Below are 19,947 nucleotides of genomic sequence, written 5' to 3'. Positions count from 1 at the left end.
CATCAATATAAAATTGCTTCACCTACCATAAAAACTTATTGATCAAATCAGCATGAGAATCGAAAACCCTAAAGATGCAATGTCCGATTTTGTTATCTCTCATTTCGGCCTGTTTAAAGCACAGGATCATGAATTTATTGATGTTTCGGAGCAAAAACAGCATACTTCTGAAGCAATCTCCAGCCTAGGATTGCTTTCGAAATTCAAACTGTTTTTTATCAAGCTAGTCAACATCAAATAATTTCAATAAGATCAGTTTCTTTTTGTGCGGAGAAAAAATCATGGTAAACAGCTGTGAGATAGCAACTCAATAGTAACCATAATTAAGCCTATTATTTCCCGATTTTACCTAAAGTAAATGGAGTTGGTAAACCTTTGTTTATTAAGACTATTTTTGGTTTTGCATTATGTTTTCAGCTAATCGTTAATCAACCATGAATATACATTTACGCCTATTACAAACCCTTATTTTAACTTGTATTTTTACTTTTACAGTTAACCATTTAAACGCACAGTCGCCCTGGGTTAACTTGGCAAAAAAGCCTTCTACGTTAGATTTAAATAATGGGTTTCTGTCGTTTGATGCCGGTGGATTTAATCTGAAACTGGTAAAATCATCACAAACTGTAGCGGGTTTGAAACCGAAAAATGTGGAGGGTTTCGATTTTGTGCCGAGTGATAGCTTAAAGGTGAGGAGTTCAGATGGTTTGTATCATCTTGGAGATATCAATTTTCGATTAAGAATTGCTGGCGAGGTAGAATGGAAAAAATATAATAGTGCGGCACAGCGCAAACAGGTTCGGGCATTGCCTGTTGCAGGGAAGGTATTTGCGGCAGCTGATCTTTCCGCAACTTTTCCGGCTGATAATCCATTAGCGGTAAAGCGGATCTGGGAAGTTTACAATGGCAAACTTTCTTTAAAATTTGAACTGAAAAATAAAACCGCTACTCCTGTAGAAATTGGTGCCTTGGGTATCCCGATGATTTTTGATAATATATTAGAAGGAAGAACACTGGAGCAAACGCATGCTAAAAATGTTTTTTATGATCCATATATTGGCAATGGTGCTGGTTATTTGCAGGTAACACGCTTAAGCGGACAGGCGCCTTCATTAATCGTAGCGCCAGTAGGCAAAACTCCTTTCGAAGCCTATAACCCCCTTAACGATGATCGCACACCCAGGGGAATTGCCTTTGAAGGCTTTTATGAGTGGATGGTGCATAGCAAAGCATATGCAGAAATTGAATGGAAAACCGCAGAACAATGGAATGTGCCAACATCAATCATCATCAAACCTGGAGAGACGAAAACATATGCTTTGCAGTTTATTTTATCGGGTAAAGCGGAAGATACAGAACGTACACTTATTGAAAATAAAAGGCCAGTTGCAGTTGCTGTTCCCGGATATGTAATCGCGCAAGATGTTAATGCCAAATTATTTATTCATTATGATAAAAAAATTAAATCGATTACCTCTTTCCCTAAAAACGCCTTAACCTTTGCTGCTTTGCCAACAACTAAAAATGGCTGGAAAACTTATGCTGTAAATGGCAAATTATGGGGAAGGGCAAGGTTATCTATCGTTTATGAAGATGGTTTGGAACAAACTATTAATTACAAGGTAATTGCTCCTGAAAAAGATGTAATTGCCAGTTACGGCAAATTTTTAACCACAAAACAATGGTTTGACCAACCTGGCGATGTTTTTAAACGATCTCCATCGGCCATTACTTATGATTACGAGAAACAACAGCAAGTGGTGCAGGATAACAGGGCATGGATAGCGGGACTCAGCGATGAAGGTGGAGCAGGTTCATGGTTAGGAGCAATAATGAAACAACTGGTGCAGCCTGATCAGGCTGAGATCAATAAGCTGCAAAAATTTGTAGATACTGTAATGTTCGGACAAATACAGCTGAAAGATGGTCCGAAAAAATATGGTGTTAAAAAAAGTTTGTTTTACTATGAACCCGATTCAATGCCTAAAAACACCTACGCAACTGATTTAAATTTTAAAGTATGGTCTGCCTGGCCTAAAAAGGAAGCTGATAATTTAGGCCGTTCATACAATTATCCTCATGTGGCCGCTGCTCATTGGATGATGTACCGACTGGCTCGGAATTATAGAGGTTTGGTGATTCAGTCGACATGGAAACAGCATTTGATTGATGCTGCAGAAACCGGTTTGGCCATGGTAAATATTGCCCCTTACTATGCACAATTTGGCCAAATGGAAGGAACTGTTTTCTATTTGATCTTAAATGACCTGAAAAACGAAGGTTTGAATGATGAGGCAGGAAAATTAGAGGAAGCCATGAAAAAGAGGGCTAATCACTGGCGTTCCCTTCAATATCCTTTTGGTAGTGAAATGCCTTGGGATTCTACCGGGCAGGAAGAAGTTTACGTATGGTCTAACTATTTTGGCTACGATGATAAGGCAAGAGTTACCCTTGATGCGATTCTAGCTTATATGCCTGTTTTACCACATTGGGCATATAATGGCAATGCCCGCCGCTATTGGGATTTTCTTTATGGCGGCAAGCTTCAGCGGGTAGAAAGAATGATTCACCACTATGGTTCTGCCTTAAACGCTATTCCTGTTTTGATGGACTACAGAAAAAATCCGGATAATTTTTACCTTCTACGTACTGGTTATGGTGGATTAATGGGCTCCATTTCTAACATTACCAAAGATGGATTTGCACCTGCTGCCTTCCATGCTTATCCGTCAACTTTAAAAAATGATGGTATTACAGGCGATTATGGATCTGGATTTTTTGGCTATGCCGTTAATACTTCTTCTTATATTCTGAAGCATCAGGATTTTGGCTGGCTGGCTTTTGGGGGGAACTTAGACATTAAGGGGAACAAGGTAAATGTCAAGCTTACCAACGCTGCCAAATCTTCAGTTTATATTGCTCCAATTGGTTTATGGATTGCATTAGATGCAGGAAAAATAGAATCTCTGAGTTATAATATTTCATCAGGTGAAGTTTTGCTAAAGGTTCAAAAGGCAGATGATTTTACACCTGAAGCAATTGTTAGGATTTCTCAGCCTGCAAAATTATCTGGTGTTGCTACTTATCAGATTAAAACGCCGGGTAAGCAGGAGCGGGGAGCAACAATGATTAAACTTTCTGAAGCTTCTACAACAACGATCAAAATTCAATAATTATATCCCTGTCTTTTTTGGGAAAGCCCTGCGACTTGCAGGGCTTTTTCTGTTGTATTCCATTGCGGATTTTCGGGCTTAGCATCTCATTCACGGGTGTTCTTGCAATTAACCTTCCTAAGCAAATTCAGCATGAGGCGCATTGTGGTTAGCAGTCTAAATTCTGTAACCAGCGACCTCGCCACTAATGTTCATAATGGTTTTTGAATGGTCTCATTCATCGCATCATCCTTTTCACATCAATCAATTGGGGTTAAAACAGCACACCAGCCACCACCTTTCTCCATTTTAATAGTTATTTTATCGGTTTGGTTCACTTTCGTACTTGAAATTTTATAATCTGCAGCATGCCGATCGGCATTTATGCCATCACTTAAAATATCAATGCGATAGGTTTTGCCACCGAGGAATGATAGCTGTTGATTCAAGCTTCGGGCATCCCAATTCGTCATTGCAGATATGAACCATCTGTTGCCATTTTTTCGGGCTATCGCTGCATATTCGCCTACTTTTCCATCTAAGGCAATGGTTTCATCCCAAACAGTAGGGATTTGAGCAATAAATCGTGTGCACAGGCTATCTTTCAAATAGTTGGATGGATTGTCGGCGAGCATTTGAAGCGGGCTCTCATACATTACATACATAGCCACCTGATGTGCCCTCGTTCCCATACTTATAGGCTCACTGTAAACAATGTTAAAATTCTTTTTGGTAGCATTAATCATTGCGCCAGGCGTATAATCCATTGGTCCGGCAGCCATCCTGATGAAAGGCAACGTTACATTATGTGTGGGCGTAATTTCGGTGCTCCATTTGTTGTTTTCCAAACCTCTCACTCCCTCATAACTTAAAACATTTGGATATTTATGGTTCAGGCCAACGGGCTTATAAGCGCCATGTAAATCTACCATTAGCTCATACTTTGCCGCAGTTGCAGCCACTCTTTCATAAAAATTAACCATATACTGGTCTGCCCTGGCCATAAAATCAACCTTAATTCCCACTGCTCCCCACTTTTTATAAAGGGCTAAAATATGGTCCATGTCTTTATCCAGCGGCCCCCAAAGTGTCCAAAGCCATACGCCGACGTTTTTCGATTTACCATAATCGATAATTTCCTGAATGTTGATGTCGGCTGTAGTATGTGTCAAATCGGTGGTGGTTTTTGTCCATCCTTCATCCAACATAATATATTCTAAACCATATTTAGAAGCAAAATCAATATAATACTGATAAGTTTTGGTGTTGATGCCTGCTTTGAAATCAACGCCATAGATGTTATTGTCGTTCCACCAATCCCAGGCTACTTTACCAGGTTTAACCCAATTTGGGTTATTCAGGACTGAAGCACTTGATAGTTTATAAGTCAGGTTTGTCACCAGTAAATCTTTGTCTTCATCGCAAATGGCAATACTTCTCCATGGGAATTTTCTTTTGCCCGACGTTTTCGCCAGGTGTGTTTCTAATTTGGTAATTTTAATTCCTCTATCTCGAATCGGGGTACTTTCGGCGATATTTTTTGGATAGCCCGCTGTGAGTTTATTATTGCCCGAACCAAATAAAAACATATTTGGATAATCATAAAGATCTGCCTCGCTGATGAGCATTTTAACACCCGATTTGGAATAAATTAACATAGGTAAGGCAGCATGTTGCTGATGATTAAAGCAATTTAATGTCGAATCCTTGTATAAACTTTCAAAGTGCGATTGGAATTCAGGATCATTTTCCTGAGGCCAGAACACGCGGTTATTGTTCCCAAAGTCAAAATCTGCAATTTCATTTTCAACTTCAATGCGCTTAGCTTTCAAATTGGTTTCGAACCGATAAGCTACCCCATCGTTATATGCCCTAAAATAAATACTGTAATTGCCTTTGAAATCTAATTTCAACTCATTATAATGATCAATGATAGTTTTGCTCTTCACCGGGATATCGGCCACAATAACTTCATCATGTGAAACTTGCTTCTGACTGTTTAACTGAGGGTTTATTCCCAAGTTAATACCATTTTTTATGAACAGGGCTAGCTGGCTAGGCTGTAAAATTGTTTCAGCATTTCGCTTTATGCTCCAAGTAATTTTGTCATTTACGTCAATTCGAACTTTAGTTTTTCCATCTGGTGATTTCAGTTCAAAATCTTTAGCGAAGCTAATGCTGAAAGAACTTACAATAGCGATAAAAGTTAGTAATATGGTTTTATTCATTTCATGAAAATTTACAACTAAAATTACATAATGGTCGGGGGAATTGAATCTCTTTTTTTAGTGAGTTTTAGGCATATATTAACCAATCGTGGCACGCCAACTGACTGAGAAAACTGCGTTTAGCCTTTATTACTTCCTGGATTAATCTTTTGTAAAATTTCTGTTAATATTAGGTTACAACTGGCTAAAATTATTGTGTAGGATGCGTTTGCGCAAAGCTAAATTTGATATGGACAAACAAACTAACAAGATGATTACTAAACTAAAAACTACTTGCATAGGTATTTTTGTTTTCTGCTTCATGCTGGCATCCGCACAGGCACAAACAGAAAATTTTACCGGCAAAGTAAACGATCAATCAGGTGCAGCTGCACCTGGTATTTCGGTTAAAATTAAAGGTACTTCTAATGGGACATCAACCAATAGCGAAGGAAAATTTTCTCTGGTCAAGATTAATCCTTCGACATTAATTTTTAGTGGGATCGGTTATCAAACTAAAGAAGTGGCTTACACTGGTCAAAGTAATTTAACGGTTGTGTTGATAGAAGATCAGCAAATCCTGAGCGAAATTGTGGTTACTGCTTTAGGGGTAAAACGCGAAAAGCGAAATTTAACCTACAGTTCGCAGGAAGTAAAAGGCGACCAACTTACCCAAACCAAAGAACCAAATTTGGTAAATGCATTAGCGGGTAAGGTTTCGGGCGTTCAAATCACCAGTTCATCTGGTACTCCAGGCAGTTCATCGCGAATTGTAATCCGTGGTGCCAACTCACTCTATGGTAACAATGAGGCATTGATGGTAATTGATGGTATTCCGGTAAATAATGATGAAACAGGAAACTTAAATTCTGGTCCGGGTACCAACCGTATTGCCGATTTAGATCCAAATATTATTGAAAGCATTAACGTGTTGAAGGGGGGAGCAGCTACCGCCCTTTATGGTTCTGATGGAGCAAAGGGCGTTATCATCATTACTACTAAGGCTGGTGCTTTAAATAAAAAGCCATCATTAAATTTTACTTCTTCTTTTTCATTTGAGAAACCACTCATCCCTGAAATTCAAAACAAGTATTCTTTAGGGTCAAATGGGGTGTACTTTGATGGTGTGAACCAAAAAACAAGTACATCATGGGGCGCAAGGATGGATACTTTAAAAATAAACGGGCAACCAGCGCAGGTTTACGATCAATCTGATTTGTTTTTCAAAACGGGCAAAACATATACCAATACACTTGCCTTAAACGGCGGCGGAACGTATAGTTCTTACTATCTTTCTTATACCAATCTATCTCAGGATGGAACTGTTCCATCAACCTCATTTGATCGGAATACTGTTTTTGGAAAATTTTCTACTCAAGTTATCAAGGATTTAAATATTACATTTTCGCTTAATTACGCCAATACTAAAAATAACAGACAACCAGAGGGATATGCCTTGGAGAGCCCGGTGTGGACCATTTTCTCTGCCCCGGTTTCCTATGATTTACAACCTTCAACCAACCCTGATGGATCGCAGCGTTTGTATCGTTTTTCCAGAAATAATCCTTACTGGGTATTGGATAATATCAAAAACACTTCAGTTGTCAATCGCTTTTTGCCAACATTCAATGCCGATTATAAGATATTACCCTGGTTAACTGTGATTGAGCGTTTCGGAGCCGATGTATTCGTGGAACAGGGTAAGTATATAGAGTCACTGGGGTCTGTTTCTAATCCCAACGGAAGAATTGTAAATAATAATACCAATTTCAGACAATATAACAACGATTTAATATTAAGCGCAAATAAAACCGCCGGCGATTTTACCATAGATGCACTTTTGGGAAATAATATTATTTCTACTTACAGTCAAAATTCTTACGCCAATGGTTTGGGTATCACTGTGCCTGATTTTAATAATATCAGTAGTGCCTCTACGGTTAAATTTACAGAAAATAGCTACCTCACCAGAAAAATAGGTTTTTATCTTCAATCTAACATCGATTACAAAAAGTTTATCATTCTATCGCTTACCGGAAGATATGACGGTACTTCGGTGCTGGCTAAAGAAAATAATTTCTATCCTTATGGTTCTGCAGCCACCAGCTTTATCTTTTCTAAATTCTTTTCTAAGGGATTATCAGATGTAATGAATTTCGGAAAGCTGAGGTTTTCTTACAGTACGGTTGGAAATGCCAGTATAGGTGCTTACAATTTACTCACGCCTTATGAATCGCAAAATATCAGGAATATTGCCTTCCCTTATCAGGGGCAATCTGGGTTTCTGATTAGCCCTACCCTAAATAACCCTAATCTACGAAATGAACGTATTAATGAATTCGAAGTAGGTTTAGAACTTGGTTTCTTTAAAAACCGTTTAAGCCTGGAGACGTCTTATTTTGATAAGAAGACGGGTAATGGAATAATACCCACTGTAGCACTTGCTGCATCAACAGGTTACAATTCTACGAGTGTTAATTCGGCAGTTATGCGTAACAGGGGAATAGAGGTATTGTTAAATGCAAGTCCCATTAAAACCGAAAATTTCAATTGGGACCTGACAGTAAATTTTAGCCGAATCAGAAATAAAGTGTTATCGATAGGTCAAAACCTCGAAATGATAGGTAATGGTTTTACCTATGTTATAGTAGATCAGCCATATGGCGTAATTTACGGCTCAAAATATGCCAGAAATCCAGAAGGGAAATTATTGATCGGAGATGATGGATTGCCATTTCAGGCAGATGAGCAAGGTATCATCGGTAACATCAACCCAGATTACATGGCGGGAATTGTTAACAATTTCAAGTATAAACAATTTACTTTCAGTTTTGCTTTTGATATGAAAAAGGGAGGGGATATTCAAAACAATGTGGATGGCTATGGTTATTTTTATGGAACACCAAAAGTTACCGAAAACCGTGAGCCCAGAGTTGTTGAAGGGGTAAATGTAAATACGGGTCAGCCCAATACGGTTTCTGTAACTGGCCAGGCTTATTACCAACGTGCTAATGGTGTGTTAGAATCAGTTATTCAGGATGGTACCTACGTCAAATTACGTAACGCAAGCATCGGCTATAATTTCAATCCGAATTGGATTAAGAAAACAGGTTTTAAAAACATATCATTAAATGTTACCGGCAGAAATTTATGGATATATGCCCCGCATTTTACAGGTGGTGATCCTGAGGTAAGTTCATTTGGATCATCAAATGGCTCTCAGGGGATATATTCATTCTCTACGCCAACTTCCCGATCCATCGATTTTACATTGAAATTAACGTTGTAATCAATTATCAATTAGAAAGAAAAATTATGAAAAGGATATATTTTGTTATCGCGGTTTTATACCTGGTATCACTTACTTCGTGTAAAAAATATTTAGATGTGAATACCGATCCCAACAGGCCGATTGATGTAAAGGAATCGTTGATTTTACCACCGGTTCAAATGCTGATATCTCAAAACATTAATGCCTCTGGTGATGCAAGTTTAAGCATTATTTTACAGCAGTATGTTCAGGTAATTGCCTTAAACCAGGTGGCGCCGAACCAAGGTACTTATTTAATGTATAATATTGACATGGACGGAGATTGGAACAATGTTTATGTAAGAACGTTGAACAATTTAAGCTTATTGAATACGAAAGCAACAGCCAATGGCAATTTTAAATATGCCGCAATTGCAAAAATTCTAACCGCTTATTGTTTAGGTTATGCTACCGATGCCTGGGGCGATATTCCATACAGCCAGGCTTTCAAAGGATCGGAAAATACTAAGCCTGCTTATGATACACAGCAGCAAATTTATGTTCAGATACAACAGTTATTAGATCAGGGGATTGAAGATGCCAACAAAAATGCGGGTTTAAGTCCGGGTGGTGATGATTTTATGTATGCGGGTGATATGGCAAAATGGAAAAAATTAGCCTATACCCTTAAAGCCCGTTACTATATGCATTTAATTAAAGCACCAGGTTTTACCGCTGCAGCACAGGCACAACTTGCCCTTACCGCCTTGAATAACGGAATGCAAAGCAATGCTGATGACTGTAAAGTTGCCTTCAGTGGTGCGGCAGGAGCTGAAAATCCATGGCAACAAAACTTTTTACCTGCCAGTACGCTTGTGCTAGCCAATACTTTTGTTGATGGATTTAAAACCCGAAACGATCCTCGGTTAACTAAAATGATTGCTCCTGCTGTTCAAACTGGTTTGTTCACCGGTAGACAAATTGGCCTCGATGATATTGGAAGTTTAGAGTCTTACTCTATTCCAGCATCTTTTTATGCCGGGGCAAATGCCAATAATTATTTGGTAAATTATACTGAAGCACTATTTTTAAAAGCTGAAGCCACTAACATTATTTCTGGCGCAACGGCAGCTCAGCCCATTTATCAGGATGGAATTCGGAAACACATGGAAAAAGTTGGCGTAGCTACAACAGATATTAATGCTTATTTATCGGCAAGAGGAACACTAACCGCGACAAATGCATTGCGATTCATTATCGAGGAGAAATTTATAGCAAACTTTTTAAACGCAGAGAATTTTACCGATTGGCGTAGAACCGGTTTTCCGGCATTAACAAAAGTTAGAAATGCCTTATCCGAAATCCCAAGAAGGGTGTTATATCCAAATTCTGAAATAACGGCTAATCCGCAACCACAGCAAAAAGCAAAAACAACCGATCGTTTATGGTGGGATGTTAATTAATCACGACTTAAATCCTGTCAAGCAAGATGAAAAATTTTATTTGTGTCCCGATTTTGTTATTGCTCATGCTTTCAAATACCATGTTGTTTGCGCAGGATACTAACCGCTACACGCGAGCCGATACACTTCGCGGAAGTTTAACACCCGAGCGCACGTGGTGGGATGTTCAGCGTTACGAACTTGCTTTTAACCCCGATTATACTCACAAAAGTATTTCGGGTGCTAATGAAATTGTGTACAAGGTAGTGCAGCAGAATGACGGAAAGATTAACATGCAAATCGATCTCCAGGAACCATTGGTTATTGATAGCATTCAGTACAATAATCAATCGAAGCTGAAGTTTGATCATGTTGGAAGTGTTTGGTATGCCCAGGTTCCACCCCAAAAAATAGGGATGAATAATCGGGTAAAAATTTTTTATCATGGGCAGGTGCATCAGGCTAAACGTGCCCCTTGGGATGGTGGGTTTATTTTTAAAGTGGATTCATTATCGCGACCATGGATGACCGTTGCTTGCCAGGGTTTGGGCGCATCTGTATGGTATCCAAATAAAGACCATCAAAGTGATGAACCCGATCTGGGGGCATCCTTAACGATGACCGTTCCCGATACCCTTGTTGGGGTAGGCAACGGAAAGTTGGTTTTTAAGAAAAATAACAATGATGGCACTGTAACCTATAAATACAACGTGGTTAATCCGATCAGCAACTATTGCATCATTCCATACATTGGTAAATATGTAAAATTTACAGAAAGTTACCCCGGAGAAAAAGGCAAACTCAACTTAAACTATTGGGTGTTGGATTATAACCTTAAAAAGGCTAAAAATTATATGCCAGATCAGGTTCACAAAATGCTGAAAAGCTTTGAGTACTGGTTTGGGCCTTATCCATTTTATGAAGATGGTTATCAACTCATCGATGCCTCACATACCGGGATGGAGCACCAGTCGGCTGTATCTTATGGAAATAAATACAAATTTGGTTATTTAGGCAGAGACATGTCGGGCAATGGTTGGGGATTGAAATATGATTTCATCATTATCCACGAAAGTGGCCATGAATGGTTTGGCAACAACATTACCACAAACGATTTGGCAGATATGTGGGTGCACGAAGGCTTTACAAATTATAGCGAAACACTTTTTATAGATTACAATTTTGGAGAAAACGCTGGAAATGAATATAATTTTGGCATCAGAAAAGGAATTAAAAATGATCGTCCGATTATTCCATCTTATGGTGTAAATGCTCAGGGCAGTGGCGATATGTATCCAAAAGCAGGAAACATGCTGCATTCAATTCGGCACAGTCTGGACAACGACGGGCTTTTCAGATCAATCCTCAGAGGGCTAAACAAAACATTTTACCATAAAACAGTAACGAGCGCCCAGATCGAAACTTATTTCTCGAAAAAAGCTGGTTACTCTTTTGCAAAAGTTTTTGATCAGTATTTAAAAACTACTCAAATTCCCGTGTTGGAATATTTTATAAAAGATGGTGTAGTGAATTATCGATATAGCAATTGTGTTGAAGGCTTTAACCTACCACTGATATTAAAAAAAGCAGGGGTTTCAACTTTAAAAATTTTCCCTTTAAGTAAATGGAATCAGATGAAAATTGCCGCTGGCCAGGCAGCATTATTCGATAAATCAGCAATAGAATCAATGTATTATATCCAGGTTAAGCAACCTAAATAACGAAAAGTTAAATGGTGTATTTATAGTTGATATCGGTTAAAATACAATAAATCTACCCTAAAGCTATACCTTAACTTTGAAAGAATGTTTTTAAAACGACTTTTACCTTATCATTTATTCAATGATGGTATGGCAAACCGCCTAAAAACATCATCACATTCAAAAAGAAATTATTATCAATAAAAATTTTAAAAATGGCAATAAACTGGACTGGGGTTTTCCCGGCTGTAACCACAAAATTTACAGCAAATGACGAATTGGATTTTGCAGCATTTGATTTAAATATCGAAGCGCAATTAGAAGCTGGAGCTAATGGAATTATTCTTGGCGGATCACTTGGAGAAGCCAGCGTACTTACTGATGATGAAAAGTTTGGCTTGTTATCTCATACATTAGCATTGGTTAATGGTAGGGTTCCGGTTTTATTAAATATTGCTGAGGCAACCACCAAAAAAGCAATCGAAGTTGCTAAAAAGGCCGAATCTCTTGGAGCACAGGGTTTGATGTTATTACCGCCTATGCGCTATTATGCTTCTTCAGCTGAAACTTTGGTGTTTTTTGGCGCAATTGCAGAATCAACAGATTTGCCCATTATGATTTATAACAATCCTGTTGATTATAAAATTGAAGTGACGCTGGATATGTTCGAGGAGTTGACGAAATATCCAAATATTCAGGCCATTAAAGAATCTACAAGGGATGTTTCCAACGTAACTAGATTGATTAACCGATTTGGTGACCGTTTTAAAATCTTTACCGGAGTTGATCCTCTGGCAATGGAAAGTATTGTAATGGGGGCACATGGATGGGTAGCAGGGTTAGTTGATGCCTTTCCTAAAGAAACTGTAGCGATTTTTAATCTCATCAAAGAGAATAGAATTAGTGAAGCTCTAACTATTTACCGCTGGTTTTTACCAGTATTGGAACTGGACATTCATCCAAAACTTGTTCAGTATATCAAGCTGGCTGAAGTGGCGACCGGGTTAGGTACTGAAGCAGTAAGAGCGCCGCGTTTACCAATTGAAGGAGAAGAAAGAATTAAAGTGTTGAAGATTATAAATGATGCACTAGCTGTTCGTCCGGAGCTTCCGGCTGGAAGCTGGGGCAAATAAATATTACTTATGAACGGAAGAAATATAGTTGCCAGTGAGTTTGTAGCGGGTAATGAAGCTAATCTGAGAGCAATAAATCCGGCAACGGGTTTGTTGCTGGATGGCGATTTTGTTAAAGCAAGCGAAACAGCGGTTAACGATGCTTTGATGGCTGCGACAATTGCGTTTAAAAATTATCGTGTACTTCATAAAGATAAAAAGGCAGCTTTTTTAAACGCAATTGCTGATGAAATTACGAATATAGGTGAAGTTTTGGTTTCACGGGCATCTGCGGAGAGCGGCTTGCCATTGGCCAGATTACAGGGAGAGCTGGGCAGAACAACAGGACAACTGCGGTTATTTGCAAATCTTGTTGCTGAAGGCTCGTGGGTTGATGCAGTTATTGATACCGCCATGCCGGAAAGGCAACCGCTGCCCCGGCCCGATATTCGTAAAATGCTTGTGCCCATCGGTCCCGTGGTAGTTTTCGGGGCAAGTAATTTTCCATTGGCGTTTTCCGTAGCCGGTGGCGATACCGCTTCGGCTTTAGCTTCTGGTTGTCCGGTAATAGTAAAGGCACACCCGGCACATTATGGTACCAGTGCCCTGGTAGGAGAAGCTATCGTTAAAGCGGTAGAAAAAACGGGCATGCCAAAAGGTGTATTTTCTTTATTATTTGATGATGGTTATTCAATCGGATCAGCACTGGTGTTGCATCCTCAAACCAAAGCAGTAACCTTTACCGGTTCTTATCATGGTGGTATGGCCTTGGTTAAACTGGCACAAGAACGTAAACAGCCGATTCCGGTTTTTGTCGAAATGGGAAGCATTAACCCAATTGTTTTGCTGCCCAATGCCATAAAAAACAAAGCCGAGGAACTGGCTAAGAAGTATGCTGCATCTATCACTTTAGGGGCCGGACAGTTTTGCACCAATCCAGGTTTAATGTTGGCCATATCTTCAGCAGAACTGGAAACATTTAAGCAGGTATTGACTGATGAAATTTCGAAAGTTCCATCAGCAACAATGCTTACTGAAGGAATAGCAAAGAATTATGCAAAGCTTTCTACAGAAATCACCGCGGAAGATGGTGTTGAACTGATCGCGGCATCAGCGGTAAAAAACGAATCGCTACAAAATCAATCTGAGGCCAGAATCGCGTATGTAGATGCGGCTAAGTTTATTCAAAATCCAAAACTTCATGAAGAAATTTTTGGACCTTATTCGCTCTTAGTGGTATCAAAAGATATAGCCGAGCTTGAAAAAGTAATCGCTGTACTGGAAGGTCAATTAACCGTTACCATTATGGCCGATTCAAATGAGCTTCAACAATACCAGTCGCTTGTTCATCAACTTACAGATAAAACTGGGCGAATCATTTTAAATGGTGTGCCTACAGGTGTAGAGGTTTGTGCCGCCATGCAACATGGAGGGCCTTTCCCTGCCACAAACGATAGTCGGTTTACTTCGGTTGGTTCATCTGCAATTTATCGCTTTGTCCGTCCGCTTGCCTACCAGGATTGGGAGCAGGAACTTTTACCGGATGAGTTAAAAGATGACAATCCTTTTGGAATTTTTAGAATGGTAAACCAGCTACTTACAAAAGACATATGAGTAAAACTTTTTTTTGTGTAGATGCACATACATGCGGAAATCCGGTGAGATTAGTAGCTGGGGGCGGCCCGCAATTAGCGGGCGCCAACATGAGCGAAAAACGACAACACTTTTTAAAGGAATTTGATTGGATAAGAACGGGTTTAATGTTTGAACCACGTGGACACGACATGATGTCTGGCAGCATTCTTTATCCGCCTCACGATCCTGAAAACGATGTTGCCGTACTGTTTATCGAAACCAGTGGTTGTTTACCCATGTGCGGCCATGGTACAATCGGAACCATCACTATCGCCATTGAAGAAGGATTGATTCAGCCGAAAATTCCAGGCATCATCCGTATGGAAGCACCTGCAGGATTGGTGCAAATTGCTTACCTGCAAGAAGGAAAAAAGGTTAAATCAGTTAAGCTCAAAAATGTAGCTTCTTATCTGGCGGCAGAAAATCTCAAAATTGAATGCCCCGATCTTGGTGTTTTAACATTCGATGTTGCCTACGGCGGTAACTTTTATGCGATCATTGATCCACAAACAAATTTCCCAGGGCTCGAAAATTATACGGCTTCGCAGTTAATTACCTGGAGCCAGATCATTCGCAAACGAATCAATGAGCAATATACATTTATACATCCGCAAGATGAAACCATCAATGGATGCAGCCATATATTGTGGACAGGTAAAACGTTAGATCCTACATCGACAGCCAGAAATGCTGTTTTCTACGGAGATAAAGCAATCGACAGATCACCTTGCGGCACAGGTACATCGGCCCGTATGGCACAATGGTACGCCAAAGGAAAACTTAAATTAGGTGAAGATTTTATCCATGAAAGTTTCATCGGCAGCAAATTTACGGGAAGAGTAGAAGAAGAAGTTGACTTAGCTGGCTTTAAAGCTATTATACCAAGTGTAGAAGGATGGGCAAAAGTTTTTGGTTACAACACCATAAAAATAGATGCTGAAGATGATCCGTATGCACATGGATTTCAAGTAATTTAATCAGGGGCTTTTTAGTTTAAAACGAAAAATAATGTCGAAAGTATTAATAATAGGTGGAGGAATCGTTGGACTAAGCTCAGCATATTATCTTCAAAAAAAAGGTTTTCAGGTAACGGTTATTGATAAGGGTGATATTACAGATAATTGTTCTTTCGGCAATGCCGGGATGATTGTGCCAAGTCATTTTGTTCCCCTGGCTGCTCCGGGCATGATTAGCCAGGGAATACGGTGGATGTTTAACAGTAAAAGCCCTTTTTATGTTCGTCCCTCATTAAATGCAAACCTTATTGGCTGGGGTTTAACCTTTATGAAACATGCCAATGAAAAGCATCTTGCTAAATCTGCAGAACCGCTGCGTGATTTATCTTTACTCAGCAAAAAGTTATATGAAGATTTAGCTAAAGCGTCTGATTTTAGTTTCGAGCTAACCAATAAAGGAATTCTTGCTTTTTACAAAACAGAGAAAGCAGGCGAGGAGGAAGCCCATTTGGCCGAAAAGGCAAAAACACTGGGTTTGGATATGGGCGTTTTATCGGCACAGGAATGTAAAATATTACAACCCGATCTAAATTTAGACGTTTTGGGTGCTGTGCATTACCGTTGCGATGCGCATTTATATCCCGCCAAATTGATGAACGCGTTGCTGGATTATCTTAATAAAAATGGTGTAGATATTATTCGTGGCAAGGAAGTAGACAAGATCGAATTCAATGGAGATCAGATCACAAAAGTATTTTCAGGAGAAACCTTTTGGGAAGCAGATCAATTCGTGCTTGCCACAGGTTCGTGGTCGCCTGCAGTAGCTAGAATGGCCGATTTAAAAGTGTCCTTAATGCCCGGCAAGGGTTATTCATTTATGGAAAAGGAACCTCAAAACCGCCTGACCATTCCTGCCTTATTGTGCGAGGCCAGAGTAGCAATTACGCCGATGAACGGAAGCATCCGTTATGGCGGAACGATGGAACTCGATAAAATTAATACCAGAATAAATATGCAGCGAGTAAAGGGGATTGTCGAATCTATTCCCAAATATTTTCCTGATTTAAACCCTGCGGTTCCTGATGAAAAGGATATCTGGTATGGCTTCCGGCCTTCATCGCCCGATGGCTTACCTTATATTAGTCGCAGTGTTAAAAGGAAGAATTTGATTATCGCAACTGGCCACGGGATGATGGGTTTGAGCTTAGGTCCGGCAACAGGTTTATTGGTGAGCCAGATTATTGCTGAGGAAAAACCTGAAATGGACATCAAGGCTTTTGTCGCTGAACGCAGTTAATACTTGCTAAACCATAATTTAAGTACCCAATCTATCGCATAAAATCAATTTCAACCCGTTTTATGCCGGTCGTAATTACGACGAACCATCCTTTGAAGACTATCAAATCAACCTCACTCGATCAAAAAAACATTCGATTGAGGTTTTTTATTGCTAAAAAATCCCTTCTGCAGAAGATAAGATATCAATTCTGGCAGTAAACGATTAAAGGTTCCGTTAAACATTATTGTTAAAGTAATGACTCTAAACTAAAACGGCATCTTTATTTTGATCTTTTCAAGTTAAACCTAAATCAAAAAAACTACATTTTTTTTGCGTTTTGTAGAATATTAGCGAATAGTAGCAGGATTTTAACCGTATTTAGATTTTACTCGGTTTTTTAAGTTAATATCCTTATATTCATATTGTCAACCAACCAACTAAACAAATGAAAGTATTACCATTTACTATGCTTGTCCCTGATGACAAGAGCGTGATTTCGGAGCACATTTGCATACCTCATTTTTATCAATATCTTCACAGGCATGATGAATGGCAAATCACTTTCATCGAAAAAGGAGAGGGAACCCTAATTGCCGGCAATGATATGCATACTTTTATGCCGGGAGATGTGTTTGTAATCGGCGCAAAGTTGCCGCATCTCTTCAAAAGTAACCCTGAATATTTTACCAACCAGGATATATCAGTCGCTGCCTGTTCTGTTTATTTTAATCCTACCGGGATTCTAGCCTCTTTATTTGATCTTCCTGAAATGAAACTGGCCAGCGCTTATCTATCCAAAAATAAGCATGGGTTTAAAATTTCTGCCGGTTACACCAAAAAAATATCACAAAAGATGTTCGATGTACATCACGCTTCAGGTTCTGATACACTCTTTGCTTTTCTAAATCTGATTACAGGCCTTCAGGATCTGGGAGAAAATATAGAACCACTGTGTTCGGATCTTTACTCTTCAAATGTTTCTGAAAACGAAGGGATGAGGTTAAGTAAAATCATCAATTTTATTACTGAAAATTACAATAATCAAATCAGCCTGGAAGATGTGGCAAATGCAGCTTTTATGACTCCACAGGCATTTTGCAGGTATTTCAAAAAACACACAGGTCATACTTTTGTATCGTTCCTCAACGAAGTAAGGATTAATGACGCGTGTAAAAGTCTTCTTTCTGGTCAGAAAGCAGATTGTATTTCTGGTGTGGCGTACAAAGCTGGTTTTAATAGTATTACCAACTTTAACAGGGTATTTAAGAGCATAATCGGCCAGTCTCCAAGGGCTTACATTGATACATACAACAGCGTGAGCAGAGTTACTTACGTTAGTGCTTAAAACAAAATAAACGTCAATTTTTTATTGAATGCTATGGCTATCTTTTTTTGATGGAGGCATTTGCTATATCTTTTTTTTAATAATTATGTTCAGCGTAACCCAAAAATTAATCTTTTTTCTGATCTGTTTATGCTCCTTTTTTGTTGATGCCAAATCCCAGACTGTAACACCAGAAATGTTTGAGCAAACCAGTGAAATGGGTACGCTAATAATTGGTTATCAACAAGATATCAATGCATTAAATGATTACTATTTTCCTTATGCCCAGAGTGGCTATTATGCCAGGCCGAGCAAAACTTATAACAGCCCTGACCAACGCAAGCGTTTGCTCGAAGTTAATAAAGAGTATTTAGCAAAACTTGTGTTAGCTAAGTTTGATTCATATAGCATTTATGGAAAGGTAGATTACATTTTATTAAAGAAGGAAATTGAAAGTTCTATTTTCAAGCTTAACGAGGAGGAAGAAGAATATAAAACTATACAAAAGTATTTTCCCTTTGCCGATGTGATATATGGCCTAGAGAAAGGAAGAAAGCGGGGGATCTATCAGGAAGGATCGCTACTCGCATCACAAATTAATGTACTTTGCAAACAAATTGATACGGCAACAATATCACTCAAAAAGAAGGGAATTGTAAATGCCGGTCAGCTTAAAACTGCAGCCATGGTGAGCTCAGGATTAAAAGCCAGATTAGCCAGTTTCTATCAGTTTTACAATGGTTACGAACCTGGTTTTAGCTGGTGGGTTCCAAAACCCTATCAACGAGCTGACTCGTTGCTAACAAGTTATCAAAATCTGTTTACCTCAAAAATAGACTCCAATGCAAATGTTAAAGTTGATAAGCTTAACATCAAAGGCGATCCAATTGGAAGAGCAGAATTAATCAGGCAACTTAAGGAAGAGTTTATCCCTTACACGCCTGAACAACTTATCCAGCTGGCTGAAGAAGAATTCGCATACTGCGATCAGGAGCTTTTAAAAGCATCAGCAGAAATGGGATTTGGAAAAAACTGGAAAGCTGCACAAGAGAAAATCAAGAACAGTTACGTGCCATTGGGCAGGCAGGCAGAATTAATAGTGAAACTACAGGATGATGCGCTTCGTTTCATCAAAGCCAATAACTTAATTGATATTCCACCCCTTGCAGAGGAAACCTGGGGCATGGTAATGATGTCGGAAGAAAGGCAACTGGTTAATCCATTTTTTACCGGTGGCAGAGAAATCAGCATCAGTTACCCTACAAGCAATATGCAGGAGGAAGATAAGCTTATGAGCATGCGGGGTAATAATCCTTACTTTTCCCGGGGAACGGTACAGCATGAGTTACTGCCTGGCCACCACTATCAATATTACATTAATAGCCGGTACAGAAGTTACCGTAACATTTTTAAAACGCCATTTAGTGTAGAAGGTTGGCCATTATATTGGGAACTTCTGCTTTATGAAAAAGGTTTTGCCAAAACACCTGAAGAGAAGATGGGTATGTTGTTTTGGAGAATGCACCGATGCGCCAGAATTCTCTTCTCGCTCAATTTTCACCTTGGGAAATGGGACCCACAAAAATGTGTTGACTTTTTAGTTGATCGGGTTGGGCATGAACGGGCAAATGCTGAAGGCGAAGTAAGGCGATCTTTCAAAGGAGATTATAGTCCGCTATACCAGGTAGCCTATTTAACCGGAGGACTACAGCTTTATGCTTTAAAAGCACAACTGGTTGATAGTGGTAAGATGACTTTTAAAGATTTTCATGATCAAATTATTAAACAAAACCTGATTCCTGTTGAATTAATCCGGGCCACTTTAACTAACCAGACCATTACCAGGGATTTCACTACCAGCTGGAAATTTTATGAAACGCTGCGTTAAAT

General features: G+C 39.2%; 12 protein-coding genes. 11 read left to right on the top strand and 1 reads right to left on the bottom strand.

The features are described from left to right. Positions 1-52 precede the first annotated feature (52 nt). Together AC3ITD_RS10145 and AC3ITD_RS10140 are read left to right on the top strand one after the other, a co-directional pair. Complete coding sequence (locus AC3ITD_RS10145) at positions 53-241, top strand: hypothetical protein (protein ID WP_265802032.1); 189 nt, start codon at positions 53-55, stop codon at positions 239-241. A gap of 193 nt (positions 242-434) precedes the next feature. Beyond that, positions 435-3,173 (top strand): DUF5695 domain-containing protein, encoded by a 2,739-nt coding sequence (locus tag AC3ITD_RS10140; protein ID WP_489366188.1) that lies wholly within the window; start codon positions 435-437, stop codon positions 3,171-3,173. Between the two features lie 239 nt (positions 3,174-3,412). Here AC3ITD_RS10140 and AC3ITD_RS10135 read toward each other — a convergent pair whose 3' ends face one another. Continuing rightward, positions 3,413-5,380 (bottom strand): glycoside hydrolase family 97 protein, encoded by a 1,968-nt coding sequence (locus AC3ITD_RS10135; protein WP_489366186.1) that lies wholly within the window; start codon positions 5,378-5,380, stop codon positions 3,413-3,415. A gap of 250 nt (positions 5,381-5,630) precedes the next feature. On the opposite strand from AC3ITD_RS10135, the gene AC3ITD_RS10130 reads away from it, so the two are divergent. From AC3ITD_RS10130 to AC3ITD_RS10090, 9 genes are all read left to right on the top strand, one after another. Next, a complete protein-coding gene (locus AC3ITD_RS10130) occupies positions 5,631-8,648 on the top strand; it encodes a SusC/RagA family TonB-linked outer membrane protein (protein WP_489366184.1) in 3,018 nt (1,005 codons plus the stop codon). Between the two features lie 26 nt (positions 8,649-8,674). Then, positions 8,675-10,072, top strand: a complete 1,398-nt coding sequence (locus tag AC3ITD_RS10125) for a SusD/RagB family nutrient-binding outer membrane lipoprotein (protein ID WP_489366182.1) — start codon at positions 8,675-8,677, stop codon at positions 10,070-10,072. 26 nt (positions 10,073-10,098) lie between these two features. Further along, complete coding sequence (locus tag AC3ITD_RS10120) at positions 10,099-11,772, top strand: M1 family metallopeptidase (protein ID WP_489366180.1); 1,674 nt, start codon at positions 10,099-10,101, stop codon at positions 11,770-11,772. A gap of 194 nt (positions 11,773-11,966) precedes the next feature. Beyond that, on the top strand, positions 11,967-12,884 hold the full coding sequence (locus tag AC3ITD_RS10115) for a dihydrodipicolinate synthase family protein (protein ID WP_265800680.1): 918 nt from the start codon (positions 11,967-11,969) through the stop codon (positions 12,882-12,884). Positions 12,885-12,893: 9 nt separating this feature from the next. Then, entirely contained in the window at positions 12,894-14,477 is a 1,584-nt protein-coding gene (locus AC3ITD_RS10110) for an aldehyde dehydrogenase (NADP(+)) (RefSeq protein WP_489366177.1), read from the top strand. Then, the gene (locus tag AC3ITD_RS10105; RefSeq protein WP_265800676.1) at positions 14,474-15,475 is read left to right on the top strand and encodes a 4-hydroxyproline epimerase; all 1,002 of its coding nucleotides are present in this window, start codon (positions 14,474-14,476) and stop codon (positions 15,473-15,475) included. Before AC3ITD_RS10110 ends, AC3ITD_RS10105 begins: the two co-directional genes overlap by 4 nt. A 31-nt stretch (positions 15,476-15,506) precedes the next feature. Continuing rightward, positions 15,507-16,751 carry an NAD(P)/FAD-dependent oxidoreductase gene (locus AC3ITD_RS10100; RefSeq protein ID WP_489366175.1) on the top strand — a complete coding sequence of 415 codons (1,245 nt, stop codon included), beginning with the start codon at positions 15,507-15,509 and terminating at the stop codon, positions 16,749-16,751. Positions 16,752-17,178: 427 nt separating this feature from the next. Further along, positions 17,179-18,078: an AraC family transcriptional regulator gene (locus AC3ITD_RS10095; protein ID WP_265800674.1), complete on the top strand. Its 900-nt coding sequence runs from the start codon at positions 17,179-17,181 to the stop codon at positions 18,076-18,078. A gap of 85 nt (positions 18,079-18,163) precedes the next feature. Then, positions 18,164-19,945, top strand: coding sequence for a DUF885 family protein (locus tag AC3ITD_RS10090; RefSeq protein ID WP_489366172.1), 1,782 nt, complete (start codon positions 18,164-18,166; stop codon positions 19,943-19,945). The last annotated feature ends 2 nt before the right edge of the window (positions 19,946-19,947 follow it).

The organism is Pedobacter sp. KH_004, from assembly GCF_057840755.1.
Note: the sequence above shows the minus strand (reverse complement) of the source record. Positions and strands in the feature narration are given on the sequence as shown.

Excerpts from the sequence above, each read along its gene's own strand:
- AC3ITD_RS10140 (WP_489366188.1), top strand. The coding sequence starts at position 435 with ATGAATATACATTTACGCCTATTACAAACCCTTATTTTAACTTGTATT.
- AC3ITD_RS10105 (WP_265800676.1), top strand. The coding sequence starts at position 14,474 with ATGAGTAAAACTTTTTTTTGTGTAGATGCACATACATGCGGAAATCCG.
- AC3ITD_RS10135 (WP_489366186.1), bottom strand. The coding sequence starts at position 5,380 with ATGAATAAAACCATATTACTAACTTTTATCGCTATTGTAAGTTCTTTC.
- AC3ITD_RS10120 (WP_489366180.1), top strand. The coding sequence starts at position 10,099 with ATGAAAAATTTTATTTGTGTCCCGATTTTGTTATTGCTCATGCTTTCA.
- AC3ITD_RS10115 (WP_265800680.1), top strand. The coding sequence starts at position 11,967 with ATGGCAATAAACTGGACTGGGGTTTTCCCGGCTGTAACCACAAAATTT.
- AC3ITD_RS10125 (WP_489366182.1), top strand. The coding sequence starts at position 8,675 with ATGAAAAGGATATATTTTGTTATCGCGGTTTTATACCTGGTATCACTT.
- AC3ITD_RS10110 (WP_489366177.1), top strand. The coding sequence starts at position 12,894 with ATGAACGGAAGAAATATAGTTGCCAGTGAGTTTGTAGCGGGTAATGAA.
- AC3ITD_RS10100 (WP_489366175.1), top strand. The coding sequence starts at position 15,507 with ATGTCGAAAGTATTAATAATAGGTGGAGGAATCGTTGGACTAAGCTCA.
- AC3ITD_RS10130 (WP_489366184.1), top strand. The coding sequence starts at position 5,631 with ATGATTACTAAACTAAAAACTACTTGCATAGGTATTTTTGTTTTCTGC.
- AC3ITD_RS10090 (WP_489366172.1), top strand. The coding sequence starts at position 18,164 with ATGTTCAGCGTAACCCAAAAATTAATCTTTTTTCTGATCTGTTTATGC.
- AC3ITD_RS10095 (WP_265800674.1), top strand. The coding sequence starts at position 17,179 with ATGAAAGTATTACCATTTACTATGCTTGTCCCTGATGACAAGAGCGTG.
- AC3ITD_RS10145 (WP_265802032.1), top strand. The coding sequence starts at position 53 with ATGAGAATCGAAAACCCTAAAGATGCAATGTCCGATTTTGTTATCTCT.